This is a genomic window from Stappia sp. TSB10GB4 (genome assembly GCF_900185745.1).
Classification (GTDB): Bacteria; Pseudomonadota; Alphaproteobacteria; order Rhizobiales; family Stappiaceae; genus Stappia.
The window spans coordinates 1-23,102 of record NZ_FYAV01000069.1 but is presented as its reverse complement, the minus strand read 5'-3'; the positions used below and the strand labels follow the sequence as shown (position 1 = coordinate 23,102).

The window sequence follows — 23,102 nt, the reverse complement described above, 5'->3', positions numbered from 1 at the left end:
CGCCGCAGATGCCAGCGCCAGCCCTTCGCGAAGCAGCGTTTCCCGTTGACGGGGCTCCTCGCGAAAAGGCATGCCAGACAACAGAAACGACAAGGCCGGAACCGCCGGCGAGAGGGAGGAAGCCGATGCTGCCTGAGGCAACGAGCTACGAGGACCTTGCCGCGCGTTTCGCCTGGCAGGTGCCGGAGCGGTACAATATCGGCCTCGACATTTGCGACAAGTGGGCCGACGTCGACCCGGAGCGCACGGCGATCATCGCCATCTCGGAAGACGGCCGCCGGGAGGTCGTCAGCTTTGCGGCCCTGAAGGCGCTGTCCAATCGCATCGCCAATCTGCTTTGCCGCGATGGTGTCCGCCAGGGCGACCGGGTCGCCGTCCTGTTGCCGCAAGCGGTGGAGACAGCCGCGACCCACATCGCCGCCCTCAAGATGGGTGCGATCACCATCCCGCTGTTCATGCTGTTCGGCGACGAGGCGTTGGCCTACCGGCTCGGCAATTCCGGCGCCCGCGCGGTCGTCACCAATGCCGAGGGCGCAGCCAAGCTCGCCCGGATCCGCGATCAGCTTCCCGATCTACAGATCGTCTATACGATCGATGGCGCGGCTCCCGGCACCATCGATCTGCATGCGCAACTCGCAAGCCAGTCCGCCGCCTTCACGCCGGTCGACACGCTGGCCGACGATCCTGCGATCATCATCTACACCTCCGGCACCACCGGCCAGCCAAAGGGCGCGCTGCATGCCCAGCGGGTGCTGCTCGGCCACCTGCCCGGCGTCGAGATGAGCCACGATCTCTTTCCCCAGCCCGGGGACCGCATCTGGACGCCTGCCGACTGGGCCTGGATCGGCGGGCTGCTCGACGTGCTGATGCCGGCGCTGCATCACGGCATCACCGTCGTCGCCTGCCGCTTCCGCAAATTCACCGCAGAGGCCGCGTTCAAGCTGATCGCCGAGGAGGGAATCCGCAACGCCTTCCTGCCGCCCACCGCGCTCAAGATGATGCGGGCCCATGGCGAGCCGGCGGCGGGCCTGCGTCTCAACATGCGAACGATCGCCAGCGGCGGCGAGACGCTGGGTGCGGAGTTGGTGGAGTGGGGCCGGCGGGTGTTCGGCGTCACCATCAACGAGTTCTACGGCCAGACCGAGTGCAACATGATCGTCTCATCCTGCGCGCGGCTGATGCCGGCGCGGCCGGGTATCATGGGCCGTGCGGTGCCCGGCCACGACCTTGCCATCGTCGATGCCACGGGCACGCCGCTCCCCGACGGCCAGCAGGGCACGATCGGCGTCCGGCGCCCAGACCCGGTGATGTTCCTCGGCTACTGGAACAACCCCGAGGCGACGCAGGCGAAGTTCGCCGGCGATTACCTGCTGACCGGCGACATGAGCGTGCGCGATGCCGACGGCTGGCTGCGCTTCGTCGGACGGGACGACGACGTCATCACCTCGGCCGGCTACCGGATCGGCCCCGGTGAAATCGAGGATTGCCTGATCGGTCATGCGGCCGTCGCCATGGCCGGCGTCGTCGGCAAGCCGGACACGGCCCGCACGGAGATCGTCAAGGCCTATGTGGTGCTGGCGGATGGGCATGCCCCTTCGCAAGCGCTTGCCCGCGAGTTGCAGGACTTCGTCAAGGCGCGGCTCGCAGCACACGAATATCCGCGCGAGATCGCCTTCGTGGATGCCCTGCCGATGACCACGACCGGCAAGATCATCCGCAAGGATCTGCGCGCCCAAGCGGTTGCCGAGACCGGGGAGAGCGGGGTCCGCCGGTGATCCTTGCGGGATTTTCCCTTGCATCGGCGGGCGGAACTCACGATATAGGGCGCGGGAGGTTGGTGGTGGACGAGCCACTCGCCAACCGGGTCAGGTCCGGAAGGAAGCAGCCCCAACGAGTCGCGGCACGGGTCACCGTGCCAGCCTCCCACCCTTTCCGTTTCAGGCGCCGACCCGGTTTTCCTTCCTGTTCGCGAGGTCATCACGACCAGCGCGGGAATGCGTGATGGCGCGTTATCGCAAGCGGCGGCGGGGAAATCCTGCCTGACGCGCCGAATAGGCCTCAACATCCGGCGGTCGCGCCGTTAAGCTCGGGCCCATGGACGGTCTCATCCCCACCTCTTCCGACGAGAATTCCGGCGCTTCCGCGTATCGCGTGCTTGCGCGCAAGTATCGCCCGCGCAGCTTCGACGATCTGGTCGGCCAGGAACCGATGGTCCAGACCCTGCGCAACGCCTTCGACACCGGACGCATCGCCCAGGCCTGGATGCTGACCGGCGTGCGCGGCGTCGGCAAGACCACGACGGCACGCATTCTCGCCCGCGGGCTCAACTATGAGGTTCCCGGCGAAGTCGACCGGCCGACGGTCAACCTCGACAAGCTCGGCGTGCATTGCGAGGCGATCATGGACGGCCGCCATGTCGACGTGATCGAGATGGATGCCGCCTCGCATACCGGCATCGACGACATTCGCGAGATCACCGACGCGGCGCGCTACCGGCCAGCCTCCGCCCGCTACAAGGTCTACATTATCGACGAAGTGCACATGCTGTCGAAGTCGGCCTTCAACGGCCTGCTGAAGACGCTCGAAGAACCGCCCGAGCATGTGAAGTTCATCTTCGCCACCACCGAGATCCGCAAGGTGCCGGTGACGGTCCTGTCGCGCTGCCAGCGCTTCGACCTGCGCCGCATCGATGCCGAGAAGATCGTCGGCCTGCTGCGCCGCATCTCGCAGGCCGAGGGCATCGCTGTTGCCGACGAGGCGCTGGCGCTGATTGCCCGGGCGGGCGAAGGCTCGGCGCGCGACTCGCTGTCGCTGCTCGACCAGGCCATCGCCCATGGCAGCATCTCCCTGGGAGGCGGCGACACGATCGGCGCCGAGACCGTGCGGGCGATGCTCGGCCTTGCCGACCGTGCCCGCGTCATCGATCTCTTCGAGCACCTGATGCGCGGCGATGCGGGCGCGGCCATGGCCGAATTCCGCCAGCAATACGAAGTCGGCGCCGACCCGGTGGTCGTGCTGTCCGATCTTGCCGAGTTCACCCATCTCGTCACCCGCCTGAAAATCGTTCCCGATGCCGGCGATGATGTCTCCGTGACGGAGACGGAGCGCGCGCGCGGCCGCGAGCTTGCCGGTCGCCTGTCGCTGCGCCTGCTGTCGCGCGCCTGGCAGATCCTGCTGAAGGGCATCGAGGAGGTCCAGGCCGCGCCGAAGCCGCAACTGGCCGCCGACATGGTGCTGGTGCGCCTTGCCTATGCCGCCGACCTTCCCGACCCGGAAGATGCCCTGCGAATGCTGCGCGAGGGCAAGGCCGCGGCACTCGGCTCCAACCTGCCCGCGCCGCCAGCTCGCCCGCAGACGTCCGGCGGAGACGCTTCCGGCCGACAGGCGCCAGGCGAGCCGGCACAAGCCGCCTCGTCGCCAGTCGCTTCCGGCGCCCCCTACTCCCCCCCGACGGCGGAGCCGGTCGCCGTCTCCGCGCAGATGCGCACCTCCGCACAGGCGCTACCTGGTCAGGCGCTACCTGGTCAGGCCCCACAGTCGCAGATCGCTCCCACCTCGCCGCCGCGCCTGCAGGCGCTGGCCGGGGGACTGGCGGGTGGCCTTGCGCCGGAGGCGACGCGCGCACAGCCTTCTGCCGACAGCCAGCCTGCACCTAGCCACGGGCTCGCCTCGCTTGCTGACTGTGCGGCCCTGGCGGGCGAAAAACGCGATATTCGTCTGAAGGTCGAGATTGAACGGCAGATGCGGCTGGTCCGCTTCGAGCCGGGCCGAATCGAATTCCAGCCGGTCGAGGGCGCCGACCCCGATCTCGCCGGCCGGCTCGGTCGCCGCCTGTCGGAATGGACCGGCACCCGCTGGATCGTCACCGTCTCCAGGACGCAAGGCCGGCCGACGCTGCACGAGGAGCGCGAGGCCAACCAACGCCAGCTCTTCTCCGACGCGCGGGCCGAACCCACCGTCGCCGCCCTGCTCTCGGCCTTTCCGGGAGCCAAGGTCGTCGACGTGCGAATGATGGCGGCCGAGGACGCGCCCCTTGACATGGCGCCGGCCGAGGACGAAATCGACCCCGACGCATGATACACCGGCGGAACCCGGCACAGCCGTCCGCCGATTGGCAGGTCTGAACCAGCGCCCTGCCGCACCGCTCTCAAGGAGAGACCCATGGACTTCCTGAAGATGATGAAACAGGCGAAGCAGATGCAGGAGCAGATGGGCTCGCTGCAGGAAGAGATCGCCTCGCTTTCGGTCGAAGGATCGGCCGGCGGCGGCATGGTCACCCTGACCATGACCGGCAAGGGCGAGCTCAAGGCCATCCGCATCGACCCGTCCATGGCCAAGCCCGACGAGGTCGAGATCCTTGAGGACCTGATCCTTGCGGCGCATCAGGATGCCAAGGCCAAGGCCGAGGCACTGCTGCAGCAGAAGACCCAGGAACTGATGGGTGGCCTTGGCCTGCCCGCCGGCTTCAAGCTGCCGTTCTGACCCCATGGCCAACCGGGCGGTCGCCGGACCCGAGGTCGAACGGCTGATCCAGTTGCTTGCCAAGCTGCCGGGGCTGGGTCCCCGGTCGGCCCGGCGCGCGGCGCTGCACCTCATCAAGAAGAAGGACCAGTTGCTGGTCCCGCTGGCGCAGGCGATGGGCGTCGCCGTGGACCGGGTGACGGTGTGCTCGACCTGCGGCACCGTCGACACCTGCGACCCCTGCACCATCTGCGCCGATCCGCGCCGCGACACGACCACCATCGTCGTCGTGGAAGACGTCTCCGACCTTTGGGCGCTGGAGCGCGCCGGGGCGCTGAACTGCCGCTATCACGTTCTCGGCGGCACCCTGTCGCCGCTCGACGGCATCGGTCCGGACGACCTGACCATCGACAAGCTGATCGAGCGCGTCGTGGCCGGCGGCGTGACGGAAATCGTCCTTGCGGTCAACGCGACGGTCGAGGGCCAGACGACCGCGCATTACATCACCGACCGCCTGCGCGGCATGGACGTCAAGGTGACGCGCCTTGCCCACGGCGTTCCTGTCGGCGGCGAGCTCGACTATCTCGACGAGGGAACACTGGTACAGGCGCTGAAGGCCCGCACGTCCTTCTGACCCCGCATGTCGTCCCGCACGGTGCGTCATGCTAGGCTTGACGCGCCACAGCCATTGCACCGGATCGTCATGCCTCGCACCTTGCCCGCTTTTTTCGTTCCCATGGCCCTGTTTCTCGCGGCCCTGTGCAGCCCGCCGGCCCAGGCGCAACAAGGGCTGCAGACGAAATTCGACCGGTTTCTGGAAACCCGCATCGCACCGGCGGCCCGCGCGGCCGGCGTACCGCAACGGGTGATCGACCGCGAACTCGCCGACCTTTCGCCCGACACCTCGCTGCCCGGCCTTGGCGATCCCGACGGGCCAGAGCGGCCGCCCTCGGTCAACTACCAGTCCGAGTTCCGCGCCCCGGCCGGCTACTTCCGCGACAATCAGTTCAACGCGCTGGCCGCACAGGGACAGCGACTGGCGCAGACCCACGCGGCCACGCTTGCGCGCATCGAGGCCAAATACGGCGTCCCGTCGCGGATCATCCTGGCGATCTGGGGCCGCGAATCCGGCTATGGCGCGGCCCGTATTCCTAACGACGCTCTGAGGACGCTGGCCACCCGCGCCTTCATGGGGACCCGGCGGGAGTTCTTTGCCGGCGAGACCGTCGCCGCCCTGCAGATCCTCGCCGAGGGACACATCACGCGGGCCGACCTGCGGAGCTCGTGGGGCGGCGCGCTCGGCCAGCCGCAATTCCTGCCCTCCAGCTTCCTGCGGTTTGCGGTGGATTTCGACGGCGACGGCAAGCGCGACATCTGGCGGTCGGTGCCGGACACCCTCGCCTCGATCGCCAACTATCTCGCCTGGCACGGCTGGGTGAAAGGGCGTGACTGGGGCTACGAGGCACTTGTGCCGGCTTCCGTCTCCTGCTCGCGCGAGGGGCCCGATCGCGGCCAGCCGATCTCCGCCTGGGTCGCGGAAGGCGTCAGCCGCGTCAGGGATCGTCCCTTCCCCTCCCATGAATTGCCGCAGCCGGGCTTCCTGCTGATGCCCGCCGGCCGCAACGGCCCCGCCTTCATCGTCACGGACAATTTCTATGTGCTGAAGGCCTATAACGAGTCCGATGTCTACGCGCTGTTCGTCGGCCATCTCGCCGACCGCTACAACAGCAGTGCCGGTTTCGTCCAGGGCTGGAAAGAGGTGAAGACCCGCTCGCGCGGCGCCGTCCGCGACCTGCAGCTCCAGTTGGAAGGCAAGGGCCACGATGTCGGCGGGGCCGACGGGCTGATCGGCTTCAAGACCCGCCGCACCCTCGGGCTCGAACAGGAAAAGGCCGGACGGCGGGCAACCTGCTGGCTGGAGTAACCTACTCGCTGACGATGCCGGCGTCCGCCGTCTCCATCCGGAAGGCGGCGGCCATCAGCGCCTTGGTGTAGTCGGTCTTCGGAGTATCGAAGACCTCCACCGCCGCGCCCGCCTCCACCACCTTGCCGGCGCGCATGACGATGACCTCGTTGGCGAGCGCGCGCACCACCTTGAGATCGTGCGAGATGAAGAGATAGGCGAGGCCATGGCGCGTCTGCAGGTCGCGCAGGAGATCGACCACCTGGGCCTGCACGCTCATGTCCAGCGCCGAGGTCGGCTCGTCGAGCATGACGAATTTCGGCTGCAGCACCATGGCGCGGGCGATGGAGATGCGCTGGCGCTGGCCGCCGGAAAACTCATGCGGATAGCGGAAGCGGGTGTCGGCATCGAGGCCGACCTCGACAAGGGCGGCCGCCACCCGGTCATCCCGCTCGTCCGCGGTGATGCCGGGGAAGTGGACGGCAAGGCCTTCGCCGACGATATCGGCCACCGACATGCGTGGACTGAGCGAGCCGAACGGGTCCTGAAAGACGATCTGCATGTCACGGCGCAGCGGACGCATGTCCTTCCATGACAGGGTGTCGATCTCGCGGGCACCGAAGCGGATCTTGCCGGTGGAGGCAATCATCCGCAGCAGAGCCAGCCCCAGCGTCGTCTTGCCGGAACCGCTCTCGCCGACGATGCCGAGCGTCTGCCCCTCGCGCACCGTGACATCGATACCGTCGACCGCCTTGATGTGATCCACGGTGCGGCGCAGCAACCCGCGCCGGATCGGGAACCACACCTTCACGTCGCGCGCTTCCACCACCACCGGGCGGCTTTCGTCCGTCACCGGCGGCTTGCCCTTGGGTTCGGCCGCGATCAGATGCTGGGTGTAGCTGTGCTGCGGGTTCTCGAAGACCTCGCGCACCGGGCCGCTTTCGACGATCTTGCCTTTCGTCATCACGCAGACCCGGTCGGCGACCTTGCGGACGATGCCGAGATCGTGGGTGATGAACAGCATCGCCATGCCGACGTCGCGCTGCAGTTCCTTCAAGAGCTTGAGGATCTGCGCCTGCACGGTGACGTCGAGCGCGGTGGTCGGCTCATCGGCGATCAGCAGGTCAGGCTCGTTGGCCAGCGCCATGGCGATCATCACGCGCTGGCGCTGGCCGCCGGAGAGCTGGTGCGGATAGCTCTGCAGGCGGCTCTCGGGATCACGAATGCCGACCTGGTCGAGCAGTTGCACCACCCGAGCCCGTGCGGCCGCATCGCCCATGCCGCGATGGACCTTCAGCACCTCGGCGATCTGCTTCTCCACCGTGTGCAGCGGGTTGAGCGAGGTCATCGGCTCCTGAAAGATCATCGAGATCTCGTTGCCGCGAATGCGGCGCAGGGCCGCCTCGCCGGCCTTGAGCACGTCCTCGCCCTTGAACAGGATCTCGCCGCTCGGATGGGAGGCTGCCGGATAGGGCAGCAGCTTGACGGTCGAGAGCGCCGACACCGACTTGCCGGAGCCGGATTCGCCGACCAGAGCCACGGTCTCGCCGGGGCCGATGTCGAAGGAGATCCTGTCCACCGCCGTATGGGTCACCCCGTTCTGGGTGAAGGCCACCGACAACTCGCGGACCGAAAGCAGCGGCGGTTTGTTCTGTGCGCTCGTCATGGGGTCCTCACGCGAAGCTCTTGCGCGGATCGAAGGCATCGCGCACCGCCTCGCCAATGAAAATCAGCAGGCTCAACATCGCCGAGATGACGATGAAGCCGGTGATCCCGAGCCAGGGCGCCTGCAGGTTGTTCTTGCCCTGCGCCAGCAGTTCGCCCAGCGAGGCGGAGCCCGGCGGCAGGCCGAAGCCGAGGAAATCGAGCGCCGTCAGCGTCGAGATCGAGCCGTTCAGGATGAAGGGCATGAAGGTCAGCGTCGCCACCATCGCGTTGGGCAGAAGATGGCGCCACATGATCGTGGGATTGCCGACGCCGAGTGCTCGCGCCGCCGTCACATATTCGAAGTTCCGGGCTCGCAGGAATTCCGCCCGCACCACGCCGACCAGCGCCACCCAGGAGAAGGCGAGCAGGATGGTGAAGAGCGTCCAGAAACCGGGAATGAGGACCGAGGACACGATCAGGATGAGGTAGAGCGTGGGGATCGCCGTCCAGACCTCGATGAAGCGCTGGAACAGAAGGTCGACCCAGCCGCCGTAATAGCCCTGCACAGCGCCGGCCGCGATGCCGACGACAGAGGAAGCCAGCGTCAGGGCGAGGCCGAACAGGACGGAGATACGGAAGCCGTAGACAAGCCGAGCGACCACGTCGCGCCCCTGGTCATCGGTGCCGAGCCAGTTCCAGTTGCCGAGGGCGCAGTTGGGGTCCTCCGCTCCCAGTGGATAGCGGACGCAGCGCTCCTGCTTGTCGAGCCGCCAGGACGGCGGGGCGGGTGCGGGCACCGGAATCTCGTTGTTGACGGTGCGATAGGAATATCGGATCGGCGGCCACAGCATCCAGCCGTTGGCGCTGATCTCTTCCTGGATATAGGGGTCCCGATAGTCGGTGACCGCAAGGAAACCGCCGAATTTCTCTTCTGGATAATCGACGAAGATCGGCGCCAGAACCTCATCCTTGTAAACGACGACGATCGGCCGGTCGTTGACGAGAAATTCGGCCAGAAGCGACAGGCCGAACAGGACAAGGAAGATCCAGAAAGACCAGTAGCCGCGCCGGTTGGCCTTGAAGTTGGTCAGCCGGCGCTGGTTGATCGGCGACAGCCAGCCCTTCGGCCGGCCGATCGGTGCAGTGGCAGTGGCCGCGGCCTCCACCTTGCCCGGGGTTTCCGTCTTCAGATCCATCGCTCAGACCTCCCTGCTCTCGAAATCGATCCGGGGATCGATCCAGGTGTAGGTCAGGTCGGAAATGAGATTCACCAGAAGGCCCATAAGCGAGAAGATGTAGAGCGTCGCGAAGACCACGGCATAGTCGCGGTTGATCACCGCCTCGAAGCCGAGCAGGCCAAGGCCATCGAGCGAGAAGATCGTCTCGATCAGCAGCGACCCGGCGAAGAAGGACGAGATGAAGGCGCCCGGAAAGCCGGCGATCACGATCAGCATGGCATTGCGGAACACATGGCCGTAAAGCACCTGGCGCTCGTTCAGGCCCTTGGCGCGGGCGGTCTGGACATACTGCTTGCGGATCTCGTCGAGGAAAGAGTTCTTCGTCAGAAGCGTCACCGTGGCGAAGGCCGACAGAACCATGGCGGTCAGCGGCAAGGCGAGGTGCCAGAAATAGTCGAGAATGCGCTCGGGCCAGGAGAGCTGGTGCCAATTCTCCGAGGTGAGGCCGCGCAAGGGGAACCAGTCGAGAAACGAGCCGCCGGCAAACAGCACGATCAGCAGCACCGCGAAGAGGAAGCCTGGAATCGCATAGCCCACGACGATCACAGCGGAGGTCCAGACATCGAAGCGCGAGCCGTCCCTCACCGCCTTGCGGATGCCCAGCGGGATCGAGATCGCATAGGAAATGAACGTCATCCATAGCCCCAGCGAAATCGAGACGGGCATCTTCTCGATCACCAGGTCAATCACCGAGATGTCGCGGAAGTAGCTCTGCCCGAAGTCGAAGCGGGCGTAGTTCCACAGCATCACGGCGAAACGCTCCAGCGGCGGCTTGTCGAAGCCGAACTGGCGCTCCAGTTCCTTGATGAACGCCGGATCGAGGCCCTGTGCGCCGCGATATCTCGACCCGACGGCTCCCGCGTCCCCGGCCGTGTCCGCGCCGCTGCCGGCGAAATCGCCGCCGCCGCCGGAGATGCGGGCCGTGGCGGACACGTCCGTGCCCTGAAGCTGGGCGATGACGCGCTCGACCGGTCCGCCGGGAGCGAACTGGATGATGATGAAATTGATGGCCATGATGCCGACCAGTGTCGGCACGATCAGCAGCAGCCGGCGCAGGATATAGGCGCCCATCGTATCAGAGATCCCTTTCTTGCCGGCCGACAACAGGCAAACCTGCCGGTTGGCCTCCGCAATGCCTGATGCGTTGGAGTGTCTCGCGCATGTCAGCGTATGCCGATTCGCTCTGCGCGCTCACGGTCGTACCACCAGTGGAGTTCCGGCGTGAAGCCATGCGTCGGTGGCGCCTCAGGATGCCCGAACACGTCCCACATGGCGACCGTATGGATCGGCTTGTACCACTGCGGCACCCAATAATGGCCGGCCCGCAGGACCCGGTCCAGGGCACGGGCAGCGACGGTCATCTCTTCCCTGGTGGACGCTGCGACGACAGCATTGATCAGCGCATCGACCGCCGGGTCCGCGATGCCAGACAGGTTGCTCGATCCCGGCTGGCTTGCCGCCTCCGAACCCCACATCTGGCGGATCTCCTCTCCAAGGGTCGCGGACAGGGAATACCGGCGCGAGGCGATGTCGAAGTCGTAGTCGTTCAGGCGGGACTGATACTGCGCCGGATCGACGACACGGAAATTCGCCCGGATGCCGAGCCGCTCCAGATTGCCGATATAGGGCAGGACGACACGCTCGAAGCTGTTCGTGTTCGACAGGAATTCGAAGGCCAGCGGTTCTCCGCTCGGCAGAAGCAGCCGGGCTCCATCGCGCCGGCATCCCGCCTCCCGCAGCAGCCGGTCCGCCTCGCGCAGCATCGCACGATCCTGTCCCGTTCCATCCGAAACCGGCGGCGCGACGGCCGGACCGAACACCGCGTCGGGCACCTGTCCGCGCCAGGGCTCCAGCAGCGCCAGTTCCGCTGCGTCCGGTTCGCCTTCGGCCGACATCGCGGAATTCTGGAAATAGGAACTCGTCCGCTTGTAGGCTCCGAAAAACAGCGAGGTGTTGGTCCAATCGAAGTCGAACGCCAGACCCAGCGCCTGGCGAACACGCGGGTCCGAAAACTTTGAGCGGCGCAGGTTCAGGTACCAGCCCTGCGCACCCGAGGGCCGACCGTCGGGGATTTCTTCCCGGATCACACGACCGTCCTGAACGGCGGGAAAGTTGTATTCCGTCGCCCATGTGCGGGCGGTGAACTCCTCGCGGAAGGTGAGAACGCCCTTCTTGAAGGCCTCGAAGTCCACCTGGCGATCGCGGAAGAATTCCAACCGGATGCGGTCGAAATTGTAGTGCCCGCGGCTGACGGGCAGGTCCGCCGCCCACCACGATTTCACCCGCTCATACTCCACGAAACGGCCCACCTCGTGGCGCCCGACCTTGTAAGGTCCGGACGAGAGCGGCGGGGGCAGCGTCGTCTGGGCAAAGTCGTAGCGCGAGTAATAGGCCTTGGAGAAGATCGGCATGCCGGTCGCGATGAGCGGCACCTTGCGCGACTGCTTGCCGGAAAACACCAGCGATACCTTGTGAGGATCCTCGACGCGCGCGTCATCAAGTTCGCGCAGCCCCTGGCGGATCGAAGGGTGCCCCTTCTCCTTCAAGGTCATCAGCGAGAAGGCGACATCCTCCGCCGTCAGCGGGCTCTCGTCGTGAAACCGGGCTTCCGGTCTCAGCGTGAACGTATAGACATTTCCATCTTCGGAAATCTCGACAGTCTCGGCGATCAAGCCATAGACGGCATCCGGCTCGTCCAGCGCCCTCACCATCAGCGTGTCGAAGCACAGCTCCATCCGGGGCGGCGCATCCCCCTTGAGAATGAACGTATTGAAGGTATTGAAGGTCTGCGGGTTCTGATTGAAGGTCCAGAAGGGTGCCGTGAAGACGATGCGCCCGTCTTTCGGAGCGTCCGGGACCACATAGTCGAAATGGCTGAATCCGGCCGGATACTTGAGGTCGCCGAACACCGACAGTCCATGCCGGGCTGCAGCGCCGGCGTTCTGTTCCACATCGGCACGCGCAAGCCTGCCGGGGAGCGGCAGAAGCGTTGCAGCGGAAAAGGCCACCGCTCCGGCCAGCACGGTCCTGCGATCCAGATCAAACCGGGCGCCACCGGCAGCCCTCGGTGCCTTCGGCCTGTCTTCCACCATCACCGCCCTCCCCGCACGCGCGCCGCGCGCGCCTCATCCCACCACCAGATGGTCGGGAAGCCGTGGGTGTATTCGGGGATGTTGTCAGGATGACCGAACCGGTTCCAGCGGGCCGTGCGGTCGACATCGATATACCATTGCGGCACGACGAATTGATGCGCCATCAGAACCCGATCGAGCGCGCGTGTCGCCGCCACCAGTTCCTCTCGGTCCTTCGCAAAAATAACCTTCTCGATGAGTGCGTCGATGCCGGGGTCCTTGATGCCGCCATAGTTGCGCGACTGCGGCCGATCCGCCGCCTCGCTGCCCCAGTAATCCCGCTGCTCGTTGCCCGGAGACAGGGACTGTGCCCAGCCCAGCGTCGTCATGTCGAAGTCGCGTTCGCGGATGCGGTTGATGTATTGCGGCGTGTCGACGGTGCGAAGCGTGAGCTTGATGCCGATGCGCTCGAGATTACGCGCATAGGGAAGCACGTAGCGCTCGGAATTCGGATCATTGTTGATGTACTCGATGACCAGCGGTTCGCCCGTCTGGCGATCGACCATCTGGCGACCGCGAAGCTCATAGTCGGCCTCGCCCAGCAATTCGACAGCCCTGCGCATGTTGTCGCGCAGGTTGGCGGGATCGCCGTTCACCGGGTTCTCATAGGGCGTCGTGAAGACGCGCTCTGGAATGAGGTCGCGCACACTCTCCAGAATGGCCAGTTCCTGACCCTCCGGCAGTCCGCTCGCGGCAAGCTCGGTGCCCGCGAAATAGGATGGGATGCGCTTGTACTGGTCGAAGAACACCGTCTTGTTGGCGGTCTCGAAGTCGAAAACCAGGTTGAGCGCCTGTCGCACCCGGACATCGGCGAAGGGTTTCCGCCGCAGATTGATGACAAAGCCCTGCATGATGCCGCGCGCCTTGTCGGGGAATGTCTCAAGCACCACGCGCCCGTCCCTCACGGCCGGGAAGTCGTAACCGGTCGCCCAGTTCTTGGCGCTGTTCTCGGCACGGAAATCATATTGGTCCGCCTTGAACGCCTCCAGCATCACCGTCTGGTCGCGATAGCTGTCATAGCGAACCTTGTCGAAGTTGTTGGTGCCGACCCGTGTGGGGTGGTCCTTGGCCCAGTAATCCTCGACCCGCTCGTACTCGATGTACCGCCCGGCCTCGAAGGCGCCGATCCGATAGGGGCCGGATCCGACCGGTCGCTCCAGCGTTCCGCTGCCGATATCGCGCGGTCGGCCGCCCGGTCCGGTCCCCTCCCACCAGTGCTTCGGCAGGACAATCATCTGGCCGACGATCTTCGGCAACTCGCGATTGCCGGGAGAATCGAAGGTGAAGCGGATGACGCCGTCGGCCACCTGCTCGGCCGTCTCGACATGACGATAGTAGAAGGCCTGGCTGGGATTGACCTCCTTGAGCTTGCCGAAACTCCAGATGACGTCGTCGACGCTGATCTGGGTTCCGTCATGCCAGCGGGCCTGCGGATTGAGCCTATACTCCACCCAGGAATAGTCGGAGGGGTAGCGCATGGCTTCCGCGATCAACCCGTATTCCGAATTGATGTTGATCTCGTCGAGCGCCGGCTCCAGCAGAGAATCGTACATCAGACCCAAGCCCGGCGCCGGATTGCCCCTTGGCAGGATGGGGTTGAACGTGTCGAAGCCACTGCTGTCGCCGAGGCGGACGATGCCCGCTTTCGGAGCATCGGGATTGACATAGTCGAAATGCCGGAAGTCAGGCGGATACTTCGGCTCGCCGCTCAGCGAGGAGGCATGCCGCCATTCCGGTTCCTCCTGCGACGATGCCGTCGACAGCCCGGCAAGCAGCAGGCACAGCGCCGCCAAGGGCAGGGCGATGATCCACCGCGGAACCGGCCAACCCTGTACAGCGACTGTTGCACGGGATCTTGAACGGGAGGGCATCGTCTGGCGATCTGACTGCATCATGGCGCTTCAACGGATCCATCTGTCTTGCCGCGGCGCACGACCCACGGCCGCGCACGGTTGCTGCTGCATTGTCTTGCCGACACATATTAGGGAGTTGCGCCCCCCGCCGACAGACGTGAAACGCTTCATGACGAAAGTTTAATCGTGGCAGGATGGTTCGGTGCGTGCCCGGCGCTCACGCTGCGGCGAGCTTCTCGCGATACATCCGCTGGTCGGCGAGTTCGAGGATCTCGGGAATCGTCGTGGCATCGTCCGGGTAGACCGCCCAGCCGACACTGGCGCGAATGGCGATGATGTTATCGCCCGCGCGCACCGGCTCGCTGACAGCCTCCCGCAGTCGCGCAGCAATATTGGCGGTGGTCTGATGATGGGTCATCCCAGGCACTACGACGACAAACTCGTCGCCACCGATACGGGCGATCGTGTCGGAGTCCCTTGTTTCGGCCCGCAACCGCTTGCCGACCTCTTGCAACACCAGATCTCCCACCGCATGGCCGAACGTATCATTGATCGGCTTGAACGCATTGAGATCCACAAAGAACACCTGGAAGCCCAGTCCCGTCCGCTCGCCCAGCGCGGCGAGTTGCTCGAGCCGATCCTCCAGCAATCGCCGATTGGGCAGGCCGGTGAGTGCGTCATGCAGCGCCATCGACCGCGCCCGTTGCTGTGCGATCACCACCATGACGGACAAGAGCGCGATCGCAAAGGTGACGCCGAGACCAACCAGTTGGACGATTTGAACTTCCGGCGAGGTGGCAACCCAGCCGCCGACCGGACGGCTGGCCATCTGCCACATGCCGTTCGGCAGGCTGACCGGCAGAATCACCCCTCCACCACTGGACAGGGGCGTTTCGAACAGCGCCGGGTCGCCGAGGATCATTCCGCCGGCAGGGCCCAGCCCGTCGGCCCCGCGAAGGGCAAACTGGTATCCGCTCATCTCCGGGCGAATGCCTGCATCCTCGAACAGGGCATCCATGTCGATCACCACCGAGGCCACGCCCCAGTAGCGGCGCTCGGACCTGCCGTCATCCTCGTTCATCGGAATGAGAACCGGCGAACGAGCAATCAGGGCGCGTCCACCCTGAACAAGGTCGACGGGGCCGGCGACGACGGTGCGCCGCTCATCCATCACTCGCTTCACCACCGGCCATTGCGCCGGGGTCTTGCTGTAATCCAGACCAAGAACTCTCAGGTTTCCAAGCAACGGATGGACGTAGCGGACGACATTGCCGGGAGCCAGGGCAATCAGCTTCACATGGCGGTTTGCCGAGGAAAGTTCCTCCGCAAAGCGTCGGAACTGCCTTTGCGTGAGTTCGCCGTTGATTGCCGTGAAGCTCACCAGGCCTTGCGAAATATACAACGTCGCGCTGATCGTTCCTTCGAGCCGCGCCCGCGCCTCCGACAGTCGCGCCAGCGTCTCGTTCTGCAGACGCTTGTGGGCATTCTCGGTGAGCAATGCAGAAATATACGCCGTGAGAGTGATCCCGAGGACGCAGACGAATGCCACCACGGCCCCAGCCATCATCCGGTGTTTCCACCGGATGAGCGTCAATTCCTTGACACCGGATGCCTGCGTCATGCCCCCCCACCTGGAAATGATGCGGCTATGGCGAGCCGCCTGGTTCAGGTCGGCTTGCACGTCGATCAGACCGCGCTTCCACACCTGATAAAACTACGTAACACGGCACAGTTAAAGATGTATTTTCAACTCGATGAAGAAATTCGGGACGAACAACAACATCCCTCCAGCGCGGGCCGAAAGCGTTATATCCGAAAGCCCTTCCCCGTTACAGGGGAAACTCAACGGCATTCGGCGGCGCCGAACGGTCTTCCGAATGAGCGCTGCTCCCCCGGCCAAGATCCATCACGCCTATGCAATTAGCGAAAAGGCCGGCGCTTTCGCGCCGGCCTTCAGCACCTGAAATGGATGGCAACCAAGCCACAGGGGCGTGGTTGCCGCGGTCACTGGGCCTGTGTGCCTTCGACAGGCGCCGCGTCAGCCGGAGCCTCCTCGGCCTGGGCCTCGGGCAGCGGCTGCGGGTTGTCCGACAGCGTGCGCAGATAAGCAACGAGGTTCGCGCGGTCCTCGGGCCTGCGCATGCCGGCATAGCCCATCGATGTTCCAGAGACCTCCTGCCGCGGCGCGGCAAGGAAGTGGTCAAGGTTCTCGTAGGTCCAGGTCTCATGCTCCTGCGCATAGGCCTGCATGCCACTCGAGTAGCGGAACCCTTCATGGCTCGCCGGAGCACGGCCAACCACTTCCCACAGGCCCGGGCCAACCTTGTTGGTGTTGGCGCTGGAGAAATCGTGACAGGCCACGCAAGCGCGGATCAGGCGTTCACCGTCCGCGGCCGACGCGCTGGCGAGGCGCACGGCGATGGGTTCCACCTGCGGAGCGTCCTGAGCCGGAGCCGGTTCCGAATCCGCTTCAGCCACGATGATCTCATAGCCTGGCTTTTCCGGCGCCCCCTGATGGAAGATGATTTCCGACACGATGCCGAGCCCCATCGTCAGGAGGAGGACGGACAGGATCGCACCAGCGATCATATTTAGCTTGGCAGAATTCATTCCCGCTGGCTCCAACTCCCTCGGTTGCCGCAAGGCCAATGCAAGCAGGCCCCGCGCAACGCGGCGCGTGGTGAAAAAGTCGCCGGAAACTACAAAGTTTTTGACGCTCGTGTCCATAGGTTTAAAAGAGCAATCCATGATACAAATGATCGCACGCCGTAGCCGGGCCCGCCGCACGCCCGTCCGCCCTCTGAAAGGACGCCCGTGACAACGGCTGCCGACCCGTCCGCACTCGTGGTCATCCCCGCGCGCATGGCATCCACGCGCCTGCCAGACAAGCCCCTCGCCGACATCGCCGGCAAGCCGATGATCGTTCATGTCATCGAGCGCGGCCTGTCCGCCGGCATCGGGCCGGTGATCGTGGCGTGCGACCATCCGGACATAAAGGCCGCCGTCGAGGCGGCGGGCGGCACGGCCATCATGACCGACCCGAACCTGCCTAGCGGCTCCGACCGGGTTCGCGCCGCCGCACAGGCCGTCGACCCGGAACGACGGCACGGCATCGTCTTGAACCTGCAGGGCGACGTGCCCTTGATCGATCCGCAAGCCATCCGCGCCGCTTTCGACCCTCTCGCCGATCCGCTGGTGGATATTGGCACCATCGCCACGGAAATTCGCAGCGAGGCGGGCAAGACAGACCCCAGTTTCGTCAAGACCATCGGCACACCGGTGACGGATCGGCGGCTGCGGGCGCTCTACTTCACCCGCGCGACGGCCCCGACAGGGCCAGGACCGCTCTACCAGCATATCGGCCTTTACGCCTATCGGCGCGATGCCCTCGACCGCTTTGTCGCCCTGCCGCCCTCTCCCCTCGAGATGCGCGAAAGCCTGGAGCAGTTGCGGGCGCTCGAAGCGGGAATGCGCATCGATGTCGGGCTCATCGACAGCGTGCCGATGGACGTGAACACCCCGCGCGACCTCGAAGCCGTAAGGGCGGTCTTCGCCTCGCGCCCTTCAAACCCAAGCTGACACCGGTCCATCATGTCCAACAAGAAACGCATCGTCTTCCAGGGCGAATACGGCGCCAACTCGCACACGGCCTGCCACAACGTCTATCCCGAGTATGAAGCCGTGCCGTGCCCGACATTCGAGGACTGCTTTACCGCCATCGAGAGCGGAGAGGCCGATCTCGGCATGATCCCGGTGGAGAATTCCGTCGCCGGGCGTGTCGCGGACATCCACCATCTGCTGCCGCGCTCCTCGCTCCAGATCATCGGCGAGTATTTTCTTCCGATCCGTTTCCAACTGATGGCCCTGCCGGGCACCCGGATCGAGGATCTGAAGAGCGTGCAGAGCCATGTCATGGCGCTCGGCCAGTGCCGCAAGATTATCCGCACGCTCGGATTGCGGCCGATCGTGGGCGCCGACACGGCCGGGTCGGCCCGCCAGATCGCCGAGGCGGGCGACCGCACCGCCGCGGCGCTGGCGCCGGAGATGGCCGCGCAGGCCTATGGGCTGGAGATCCTGCGCCGGGACGTGGAGGACGAGGCCCACAACACCACCCGGTTCCTGATCCTGTCGCGCGAAGCCCTGCGCGCGGAAAATTCCGGGCAGCCCATCATTACCACCTTCATCTTCCGCGTCCGCAACGTGCCGGCCGCGCTCTACAAGGCGCTCGGAGGCTTCGCCACCAACGGCGTCAACATGACCAAGCTGGAATCGTATCAGCTCGAAGGCCAGTTTTTCGCGTCGATGTTCTATGCCGATGTGGAGGGCCATCCGGACGATCGCAGCGTCTCGCTGGCGCTTGAGGAACTGGAGTTCTTTTCCGCCGAGTTCAAGCTCCTTGGCATCTATCCAGCCAGTCCGTTCCGCGACAAGATCCGCGAGCCGGAAGCAAATCGCGCCTTGCGGCCGACGCCCGGAATCTGATCGGTCGCTCCGTCTGCCGACACCAAAAGGGACACTTTCGCCATCATGACCAGTCTGCGCTTCGACACCTTGTGCATCGGCAATGCCATTTGCGACGTTTTTGCCCATGTGGAGGAAGATTTTCTCCTGCGCGAAAAACTCGTTAAGGGAGCAATGCGGCTGATCGACACCGAAGAGGCGGTCCGTCTCTACGAAAAAATGGGACAGACGACGCGGATTTCAGGCGGCAGCGCCGGCAACACAGCGGCCGGAGTTGCAGCACTCGGCGGCGCCACAGCCTATTTCGGCAAGGTGGCCGAGGACGAGCTGGGCGCTGCCTATCGGCATGACATGCGCGGCACCGGCGTGCATTTCGAAACGCCGGTCCTCGTCGATGGCCCGCCCACCGCACGGTCGATGATCCTCATCACGCCGGACGGCGAGCGGACGATGAACACCTATCTCGGTGCTTGCGTGGAACTTTCGGAGAAGGACATCGACGCGCAAACAGTGGCGGCGTCGGCGATCACCTATATGGAAGGCTACCTTTGGGATCCGCCGGCAGCCAAGGCGGCGTTTCTGAAGGCCGCGGAAATCGCCCACGCGCATGACCGCAAGGTCAGCCTGACACTCTCCGACAGTTTCTGCGTCGACCGCTACAGGTCCGAGTTCCTCGGCCTCATGCGGAACGGCACGATTGACCTGCTGTTTGCCAACGAACACGAGTTGAAGGCGCTGTACGAGACAGCCGACCTGGATACCGCCATTGCCGCGGTGCGCGAGGATTGCGCGGTCACGGCGCTCACCCTCGGTGCACAGGGCGCGATGGCCATTTCCCGAAACGAGACGATCCGCGTGCCTGCCGCGGAAGTGACCGATGTGGTCGATCTCACCGGCGCCGGGGACCTGTTCGCTTCCGGCTTCCTGCTCGGCCAGGCGCGCAGCTACGACTTCACCACTTCTGCGGAGCTCGGATGCCTTTGCGCGGCCGAAGTGATCGGGCATGTCGGCGCCCGTCCCGAGCGCTCGCTCAAGCGGCTGGCCGAACAGCAGGGCTTCGGCCTCTGATCTCCAACGGGGCATCCCCGAACGCAAAGCGGCCGCGCCTGAGGCGCGGCCGCCGTTGTTTCAAGCCGCTACGGAAGAGCGCAGTCAGTCGGCCAGATCCTGAACGGAGGCCACCGTGCCCTCGTCGGTCAGCCGGTAGACGATCGGCGCTCCGGTTGCCAGTTCACGCTTGAGGATCTCCTCCGGCGACAGACCCTCCAGTTCCATGATCAGCGCCCGCAGCGAATTGCCGTGGGCAGCGACAATCACCCGCTTGCCCGAAATCACCTGGGGCAGGATTTCCGAGTGGTAGTAGGGAAGAACGCGCTCCGCCGTCATCTTCAGGCTTTCACCGCCCGGCGGCGGGACGTCGAAGGAGCGGCGCCAGACATGCACCTGCTCCTCGCCGAACTTCTCGCGCGCCTCGTCCTTGTTCATTCCCGTCAGATCGCCATAGTCCCGCTCGTTGAGCGCCGCATCGCGAACCGTCTCGAGATCCTGCTGGCCCAGTTCCTCGAGGATCAGCGTCAGCGTGTGCTGAGCCCGTGTGAGGTCGGATGTGTAGGCGACGTCGAAGGCCAGCTTCAGATCGCGCAGCTTGCTGCCTGCGGTCCGAGCCTCGGCAACCCCGAGTTCCGTCAGGTCCGGGTCCTTCCAGCCGGTAAAGAGGTTCTTGAGGTTCCAGTCGCTCTGCCCGTGGCGCACGAGCACAAGAAGATGTTCCATTGCCAGACTGTCTCCAGGTCGGATGGGGGACGAGGCACTCAGTCGACGAGACCGAGAACGTCGTCCATCGTATAGAAACCGGGTTTCCTGTCGCGCGCCCACAGGGCCGCCTTCACCGCGCCACGAGCGAAGATCTGACGGTCCTGAGCATGGTGGGACAGCGTAATCGTCTCCAGTGGTCCCGCAAAGACCACACTGTGATCGCCGATAACCGTGCCACCGCGCAAGGTCGCAAAACCGATGTCACCGCGCGGCCTTTCACCGGTAATGCCATCGCGGCTGCGCACGCTGTGCTGCGACAGGGTCAATCCTCGGCCTTCGGCCGCAGCCTCGCCCAGCAGCAGCGCGGTCCCGGACGGGGCATCGACCTTGTTCCGGTGGTGCATCTCAAGCACCTCGATGTCGAAGTCCTCGTCCAGCGCCGCCGCCGCCCGGCGGACCAGCGCGGCAAGCAGATTGACGCCAAGGCTCATGTTTCCGGACTTGACGATCCGGGCATGGCGGCCTGCCGGGCGGATCGCGGCGACGTCCTCCTCGCCGAGACCGGTCGTCCCGATGACATGGACGATGCGAGCCTGGGCGGCCAGTTCACTGAAGTGCCGCGTCGCGGCCGGGGTGGTGAAATCGAGGACTCCATCGGTCGCGGCAAACGCGGCCAGCGCATCATCGCAGACGGCGACACCATTCGGCTGCAGGCCCGCCAGGACGCCCGAATCCTGGCCGACAGCAGGCGAGCCGGGCCGTTCCACCGCCGCCGACAACCGCACACCATCGATCTGCGAAAGCGCGCGGATCAGCGCGCCGCCCATGCGTCCGGCAGCCCCCACCACTGTCAGGCGCATTTCCGTCATCGCGCAACTCCGTCCTCGTATCCCCGGCGCGGAACCGGGTTTTCCGGGCGGTATAGCAGGTTGATGGACGCACGCAACGCCGCAGGGCCGTCAATGCGGCACAAACACCGCCCGTTGCAGCCGCGAAGCCGTTGCACCCGCGCATCGACAGAGCCGGCGCGCAGCCGCCCGGCTTTGCTGGCGCCCGCGTGGCGGGCGGATTTTCTATGCTCTATCAATCGTATGATGATAGCTTGCATGTGCCGGGGCAATCGGACAGACTTCCGCAAACGGACGCCGCATCGGAAAGCTACCGTGAGAAGAACCCGACTGATCATTCCGGTTCTTTGCATCCTGATCTTGGCGATGCTCCCGCCCGGCATCGCCAGATCGCAGTTTGGCCGTGAGGCCTCCGGCGAGTTCTGGACCCTGCCCGAACTTTTCGCCAGATTTCCCCAACAGCGCGAACTGAGCGAGGCCTTCACCCAGAAGGTGGTCGGCGCGGCCATGCCGGCCGGGCCCGCCTCGCAAGGTCCGGTGCGCATTGCGGTCCTCTACCCTGGCTTTCAGTCCTCGGATTATTGGCGCCGCAGCATCGTCGCACTCGAGCGGCGCCTCGACGAGATCGGGATCCGCTACGAGATCACCACGCAGTTTTCCCTGCCAGGGGCCGAGATCCGCGAACAGACCCAGCAGATCGCCGATGTGTTGAAATCGGACCCCGACTATCTTGTTTTCACTCTCGATGCCCTGCGCCACAGGGTGATCGTGGAACGCCTGATCGCCCGCGGCCGGCCGAAGGTCATTCTGCAGAACATCACCACCCCCTTGCGCGGCTGGGGGACCGACCAACCCTTTCTCTACGCGGGGTTCGACCACGCAACCGGGGCCATGATGCTGGCCGACCGGATTCTCGAGACCCGGCCGCAGCCGGAAAAGTTTGCCATCTTTTACGGACTGAAGGGACATGTCAGCCACGCCCGGGCGGAGCCTTTCCGTTGGGGTGGACGGCCCCCATCCGGCGTCGTTTTGCGCCAAGATGATGGTCCCAACACATCGAAGGAGCCGCCCAATGAACGAGATTACGCGCATCGGCATGGACACGTCCAAGCATCTCTTCCAACTCCACGGGGTTGATGCCGCCGGAGAGACGGTGCTGCGCAGGCAACTGCGCCGCGGGCAGCTTGAAGCGTTCTTCACGAGCTTGCCGCCGGCGCGGGTGGTGATCGAGGCCTGCACCGGCGCCCACCACCTGGCGCGCCGGCTGCGAAGCTGGGGCCACGAGCCCCGGCTGATCGCGCCGCACCGCGCCAAGCCCTATGTCGGGCGCAACAAGAACGACGCGGCCGACGCGGCCGGACTGTGCGAGGCGGGCGGGCGTCCTGGCATGCGCTTCGTGCCGGAGAAGAGCCCCGAGCAACAGGCCCGGCTGATGCTGATGGGCGTGCGCGCCAGCCTGATCCGGGCGCGCACCCAGGTTGCCAACGCGATCCGCGGCTATGCGGCCGAGTTCGGGCTGATCGCGCCCAAGGGGCTGTGCCGCATCGAGACGCTGCTGGAGCAGGTGGCGAGCGACCCCGCCCTGCCGCCGCTCGCCCGCAAGCTGTTCGCGCTGCAGGGCGAGCAATATGCCGCGCTGGCGCCGGCGCTTGCAAAGGTCGAGGCGGAGCTCGAAGCGTTCGTGCGCGACGACGACCTCGCCCGGCGGCTTAAGGCGATCCCTTCGGTGGGACCGGTGGGCGCGGCCTTGTTGACGATCAAGACGCCGGATCCGCGCGTGTTCGCCTCGGCCCGCGGGTTTGCGG

Annotated in this window: 19 protein-coding genes and 1 other RNA gene; 11 read left to right on the top strand and 9 right to left on the bottom strand. The window is 65.3% G+C overall.

The window, feature by feature from the left end:
• The first annotated feature begins 125 nt into the window (after positions 1 to 125).
• The 6 genes from TSB10GB4_RS19600 (at position 126) to TSB10GB4_RS19575 (ending at position 6,385) form a co-directional block, all read left to right on the top strand.
• Positions 126 to 1,775, top strand: a complete 1,650-nt coding sequence (locus TSB10GB4_RS19600) for an acyl-CoA synthetase (RefSeq protein WP_186397125.1) — start codon at positions 126 to 128, stop codon at positions 1,773 to 1,775.
• A gap of 54 nt (positions 1,776 to 1,829) precedes the next feature.
• Positions 1,830 to 1,927: signal recognition particle sRNA small type (gene ffs / locus TSB10GB4_RS19595), an RNA gene on the top strand.
• Between the two features lie 167 nt (positions 1,928 to 2,094).
• Positions 2,095 to 4,077 carry a DNA polymerase III subunit gamma/tau gene (locus tag TSB10GB4_RS19590; RefSeq protein ID WP_186397124.1) on the top strand — a complete coding sequence of 661 codons (1,983 nt, stop codon included), beginning with the start codon at positions 2,095 to 2,097 and terminating at the stop codon, positions 4,075 to 4,077.
• Between the two features lie 84 nt (positions 4,078 to 4,161).
• On the top strand, positions 4,162 to 4,482 hold the full coding sequence (locus TSB10GB4_RS19585) for a YbaB/EbfC family nucleoid-associated protein (protein WP_186388689.1): 321 nt from the start codon (positions 4,162 to 4,164) through the stop codon (positions 4,480 to 4,482).
• A gap of 4 nt (positions 4,483 to 4,486) precedes the next feature.
• On the top strand, positions 4,487 to 5,095 hold the full coding sequence (gene recR / locus TSB10GB4_RS19580) for a recombination mediator RecR (RefSeq protein WP_186397123.1): 609 nt from the start codon (positions 4,487 to 4,489) through the stop codon (positions 5,093 to 5,095).
• Between the two features lie 102 nt (positions 5,096 to 5,197).
• Positions 5,198 to 6,385 (top strand): lytic transglycosylase domain-containing protein, encoded by a 1,188-nt coding sequence (locus tag TSB10GB4_RS19575; protein WP_186397122.1) that lies wholly within the window; start codon positions 5,198 to 5,200, stop codon positions 6,383 to 6,385.
• A 1-nt stretch (position 6,386) separates the two neighbouring features.
• On the opposite strand, the gene TSB10GB4_RS19570 is transcribed toward TSB10GB4_RS19575, so the two are convergent.
• The 7 genes from TSB10GB4_RS19570 to TSB10GB4_RS19540 all read right to left on the bottom strand — a co-directional run bounded on the left by TSB10GB4_RS19570 (position 6,387) and on the right by TSB10GB4_RS19540 (position 16,843).
• Entirely contained in the window at positions 6,387 to 8,030 is a 1,644-nt protein-coding gene (locus tag TSB10GB4_RS19570) for an ABC transporter ATP-binding protein (RefSeq protein ID WP_186397121.1), read from the bottom strand.
• Between the two features lie 7 nt (positions 8,031 to 8,037).
• Positions 8,038 to 9,207: an ABC transporter permease gene (locus tag TSB10GB4_RS19565; RefSeq protein ID WP_186397120.1), complete on the bottom strand. Its 1,170-nt coding sequence runs from the start codon at positions 9,205 to 9,207 to the stop codon at positions 8,038 to 8,040.
• A 3-nt stretch (positions 9,208 to 9,210) separates the two neighbouring features.
• Entirely contained in the window at positions 9,211 to 10,320 is a 1,110-nt protein-coding gene (locus TSB10GB4_RS19560) for a microcin C ABC transporter permease YejB (RefSeq protein ID WP_186397119.1), read from the bottom strand.
• A 92-nt stretch (positions 10,321 to 10,412) separates the two neighbouring features.
• Positions 10,413 to 12,341, bottom strand: a complete 1,929-nt coding sequence (locus TSB10GB4_RS19555) for an extracellular solute-binding protein (protein ID WP_186397118.1) — start codon at positions 12,339 to 12,341, stop codon at positions 10,413 to 10,415.
• On the bottom strand, positions 12,341 to 14,251 hold the full coding sequence (locus TSB10GB4_RS19550; RefSeq protein ID WP_186397203.1) for an extracellular solute-binding protein: 1,911 nt from the start codon (positions 14,249 to 14,251) through the stop codon (positions 12,341 to 12,343). Before TSB10GB4_RS19550 ends, TSB10GB4_RS19555 begins: the two co-directional genes overlap by 1 nt.
• 199 nt (positions 14,252 to 14,450) lie before the next feature.
• On the bottom strand, positions 14,451 to 15,854 hold the full coding sequence (locus tag TSB10GB4_RS19545) for a diguanylate cyclase domain-containing protein (RefSeq protein WP_186397117.1): 1,404 nt from the start codon (positions 15,852 to 15,854) through the stop codon (positions 14,451 to 14,453).
• A gap of 383 nt (positions 15,855 to 16,237) precedes the next feature.
• Entirely contained in the window at positions 16,238 to 16,843 is a 606-nt protein-coding gene (locus TSB10GB4_RS19540; protein ID WP_186397116.1) for a cytochrome c family protein, read from the bottom strand.
• Positions 16,844 to 17,047: 204 nt separating this feature from the next.
• Here TSB10GB4_RS19540 and TSB10GB4_RS19535 point away from each other — a divergent pair, with 204 nt between their 5' ends.
• The 3 genes from TSB10GB4_RS19535 to TSB10GB4_RS19525 are packed head-to-tail and all read left to right on the top strand — an operon-like array spanning position 17,048 to position 19,762.
• Positions 17,048 to 17,812 carry a 3-deoxy-manno-octulosonate cytidylyltransferase gene (locus TSB10GB4_RS19535; protein ID WP_256376465.1) on the top strand — a complete coding sequence of 255 codons (765 nt, stop codon included), beginning with the start codon at positions 17,048 to 17,050 and terminating at the stop codon, positions 17,810 to 17,812.
• Between the two features lie 12 nt (positions 17,813 to 17,824).
• Positions 17,825 to 18,715, top strand: coding sequence for a prephenate dehydratase (locus TSB10GB4_RS19530; RefSeq protein WP_186388679.1), 891 nt, complete (start codon positions 17,825 to 17,827; stop codon positions 18,713 to 18,715).
• Between the two features lie 45 nt (positions 18,716 to 18,760).
• Positions 18,761 to 19,762 carry an adenosine kinase gene (locus TSB10GB4_RS19525; RefSeq protein WP_186388678.1) on the top strand — a complete coding sequence of 334 codons (1,002 nt, stop codon included), beginning with the start codon at positions 18,761 to 18,763 and terminating at the stop codon, positions 19,760 to 19,762.
• A gap of 84 nt (positions 19,763 to 19,846) precedes the next feature.
• Here the strand turns inward: TSB10GB4_RS19525 and TSB10GB4_RS19520 are convergent, their stop codons facing one another.
• Together TSB10GB4_RS19520 and dapB are read right to left on the bottom strand one after the other, a co-directional pair.
• A complete protein-coding gene (locus tag TSB10GB4_RS19520) occupies positions 19,847 to 20,467 on the bottom strand; it encodes a 2,3-bisphosphoglycerate-dependent phosphoglycerate mutase (protein WP_186388677.1) in 621 nt (206 codons plus the stop codon).
• 38 nt (positions 20,468 to 20,505) lie between these two features.
• Positions 20,506 to 21,309 (bottom strand): 4-hydroxy-tetrahydrodipicolinate reductase, encoded by an 804-nt coding sequence (gene dapB, locus TSB10GB4_RS19515; RefSeq protein ID WP_186388957.1) that lies wholly within the window; start codon positions 21,307 to 21,309, stop codon positions 20,506 to 20,508.
• 303 nt (positions 21,310 to 21,612) lie between these two features.
• On the opposite strand from dapB, the gene TSB10GB4_RS19510 reads away from it, so the two are divergent.
• Both TSB10GB4_RS19510 and TSB10GB4_RS19505 read left to right on the top strand, forming a co-directional pair.
• Complete coding sequence (locus TSB10GB4_RS19510) at positions 21,613 to 22,434, top strand: hypothetical protein (RefSeq protein WP_186397115.1); 822 nt, start codon at positions 21,613 to 21,615, stop codon at positions 22,432 to 22,434.
• Positions 22,370 to 23,102, top strand: a 733-nt coding sequence (locus TSB10GB4_RS19505) for an IS110 family transposase (RefSeq protein WP_186394098.1), incomplete at its 3' end; no start/stop codon positions are given. The genes TSB10GB4_RS19510 and TSB10GB4_RS19505, both read left to right, overlap by 65 nt.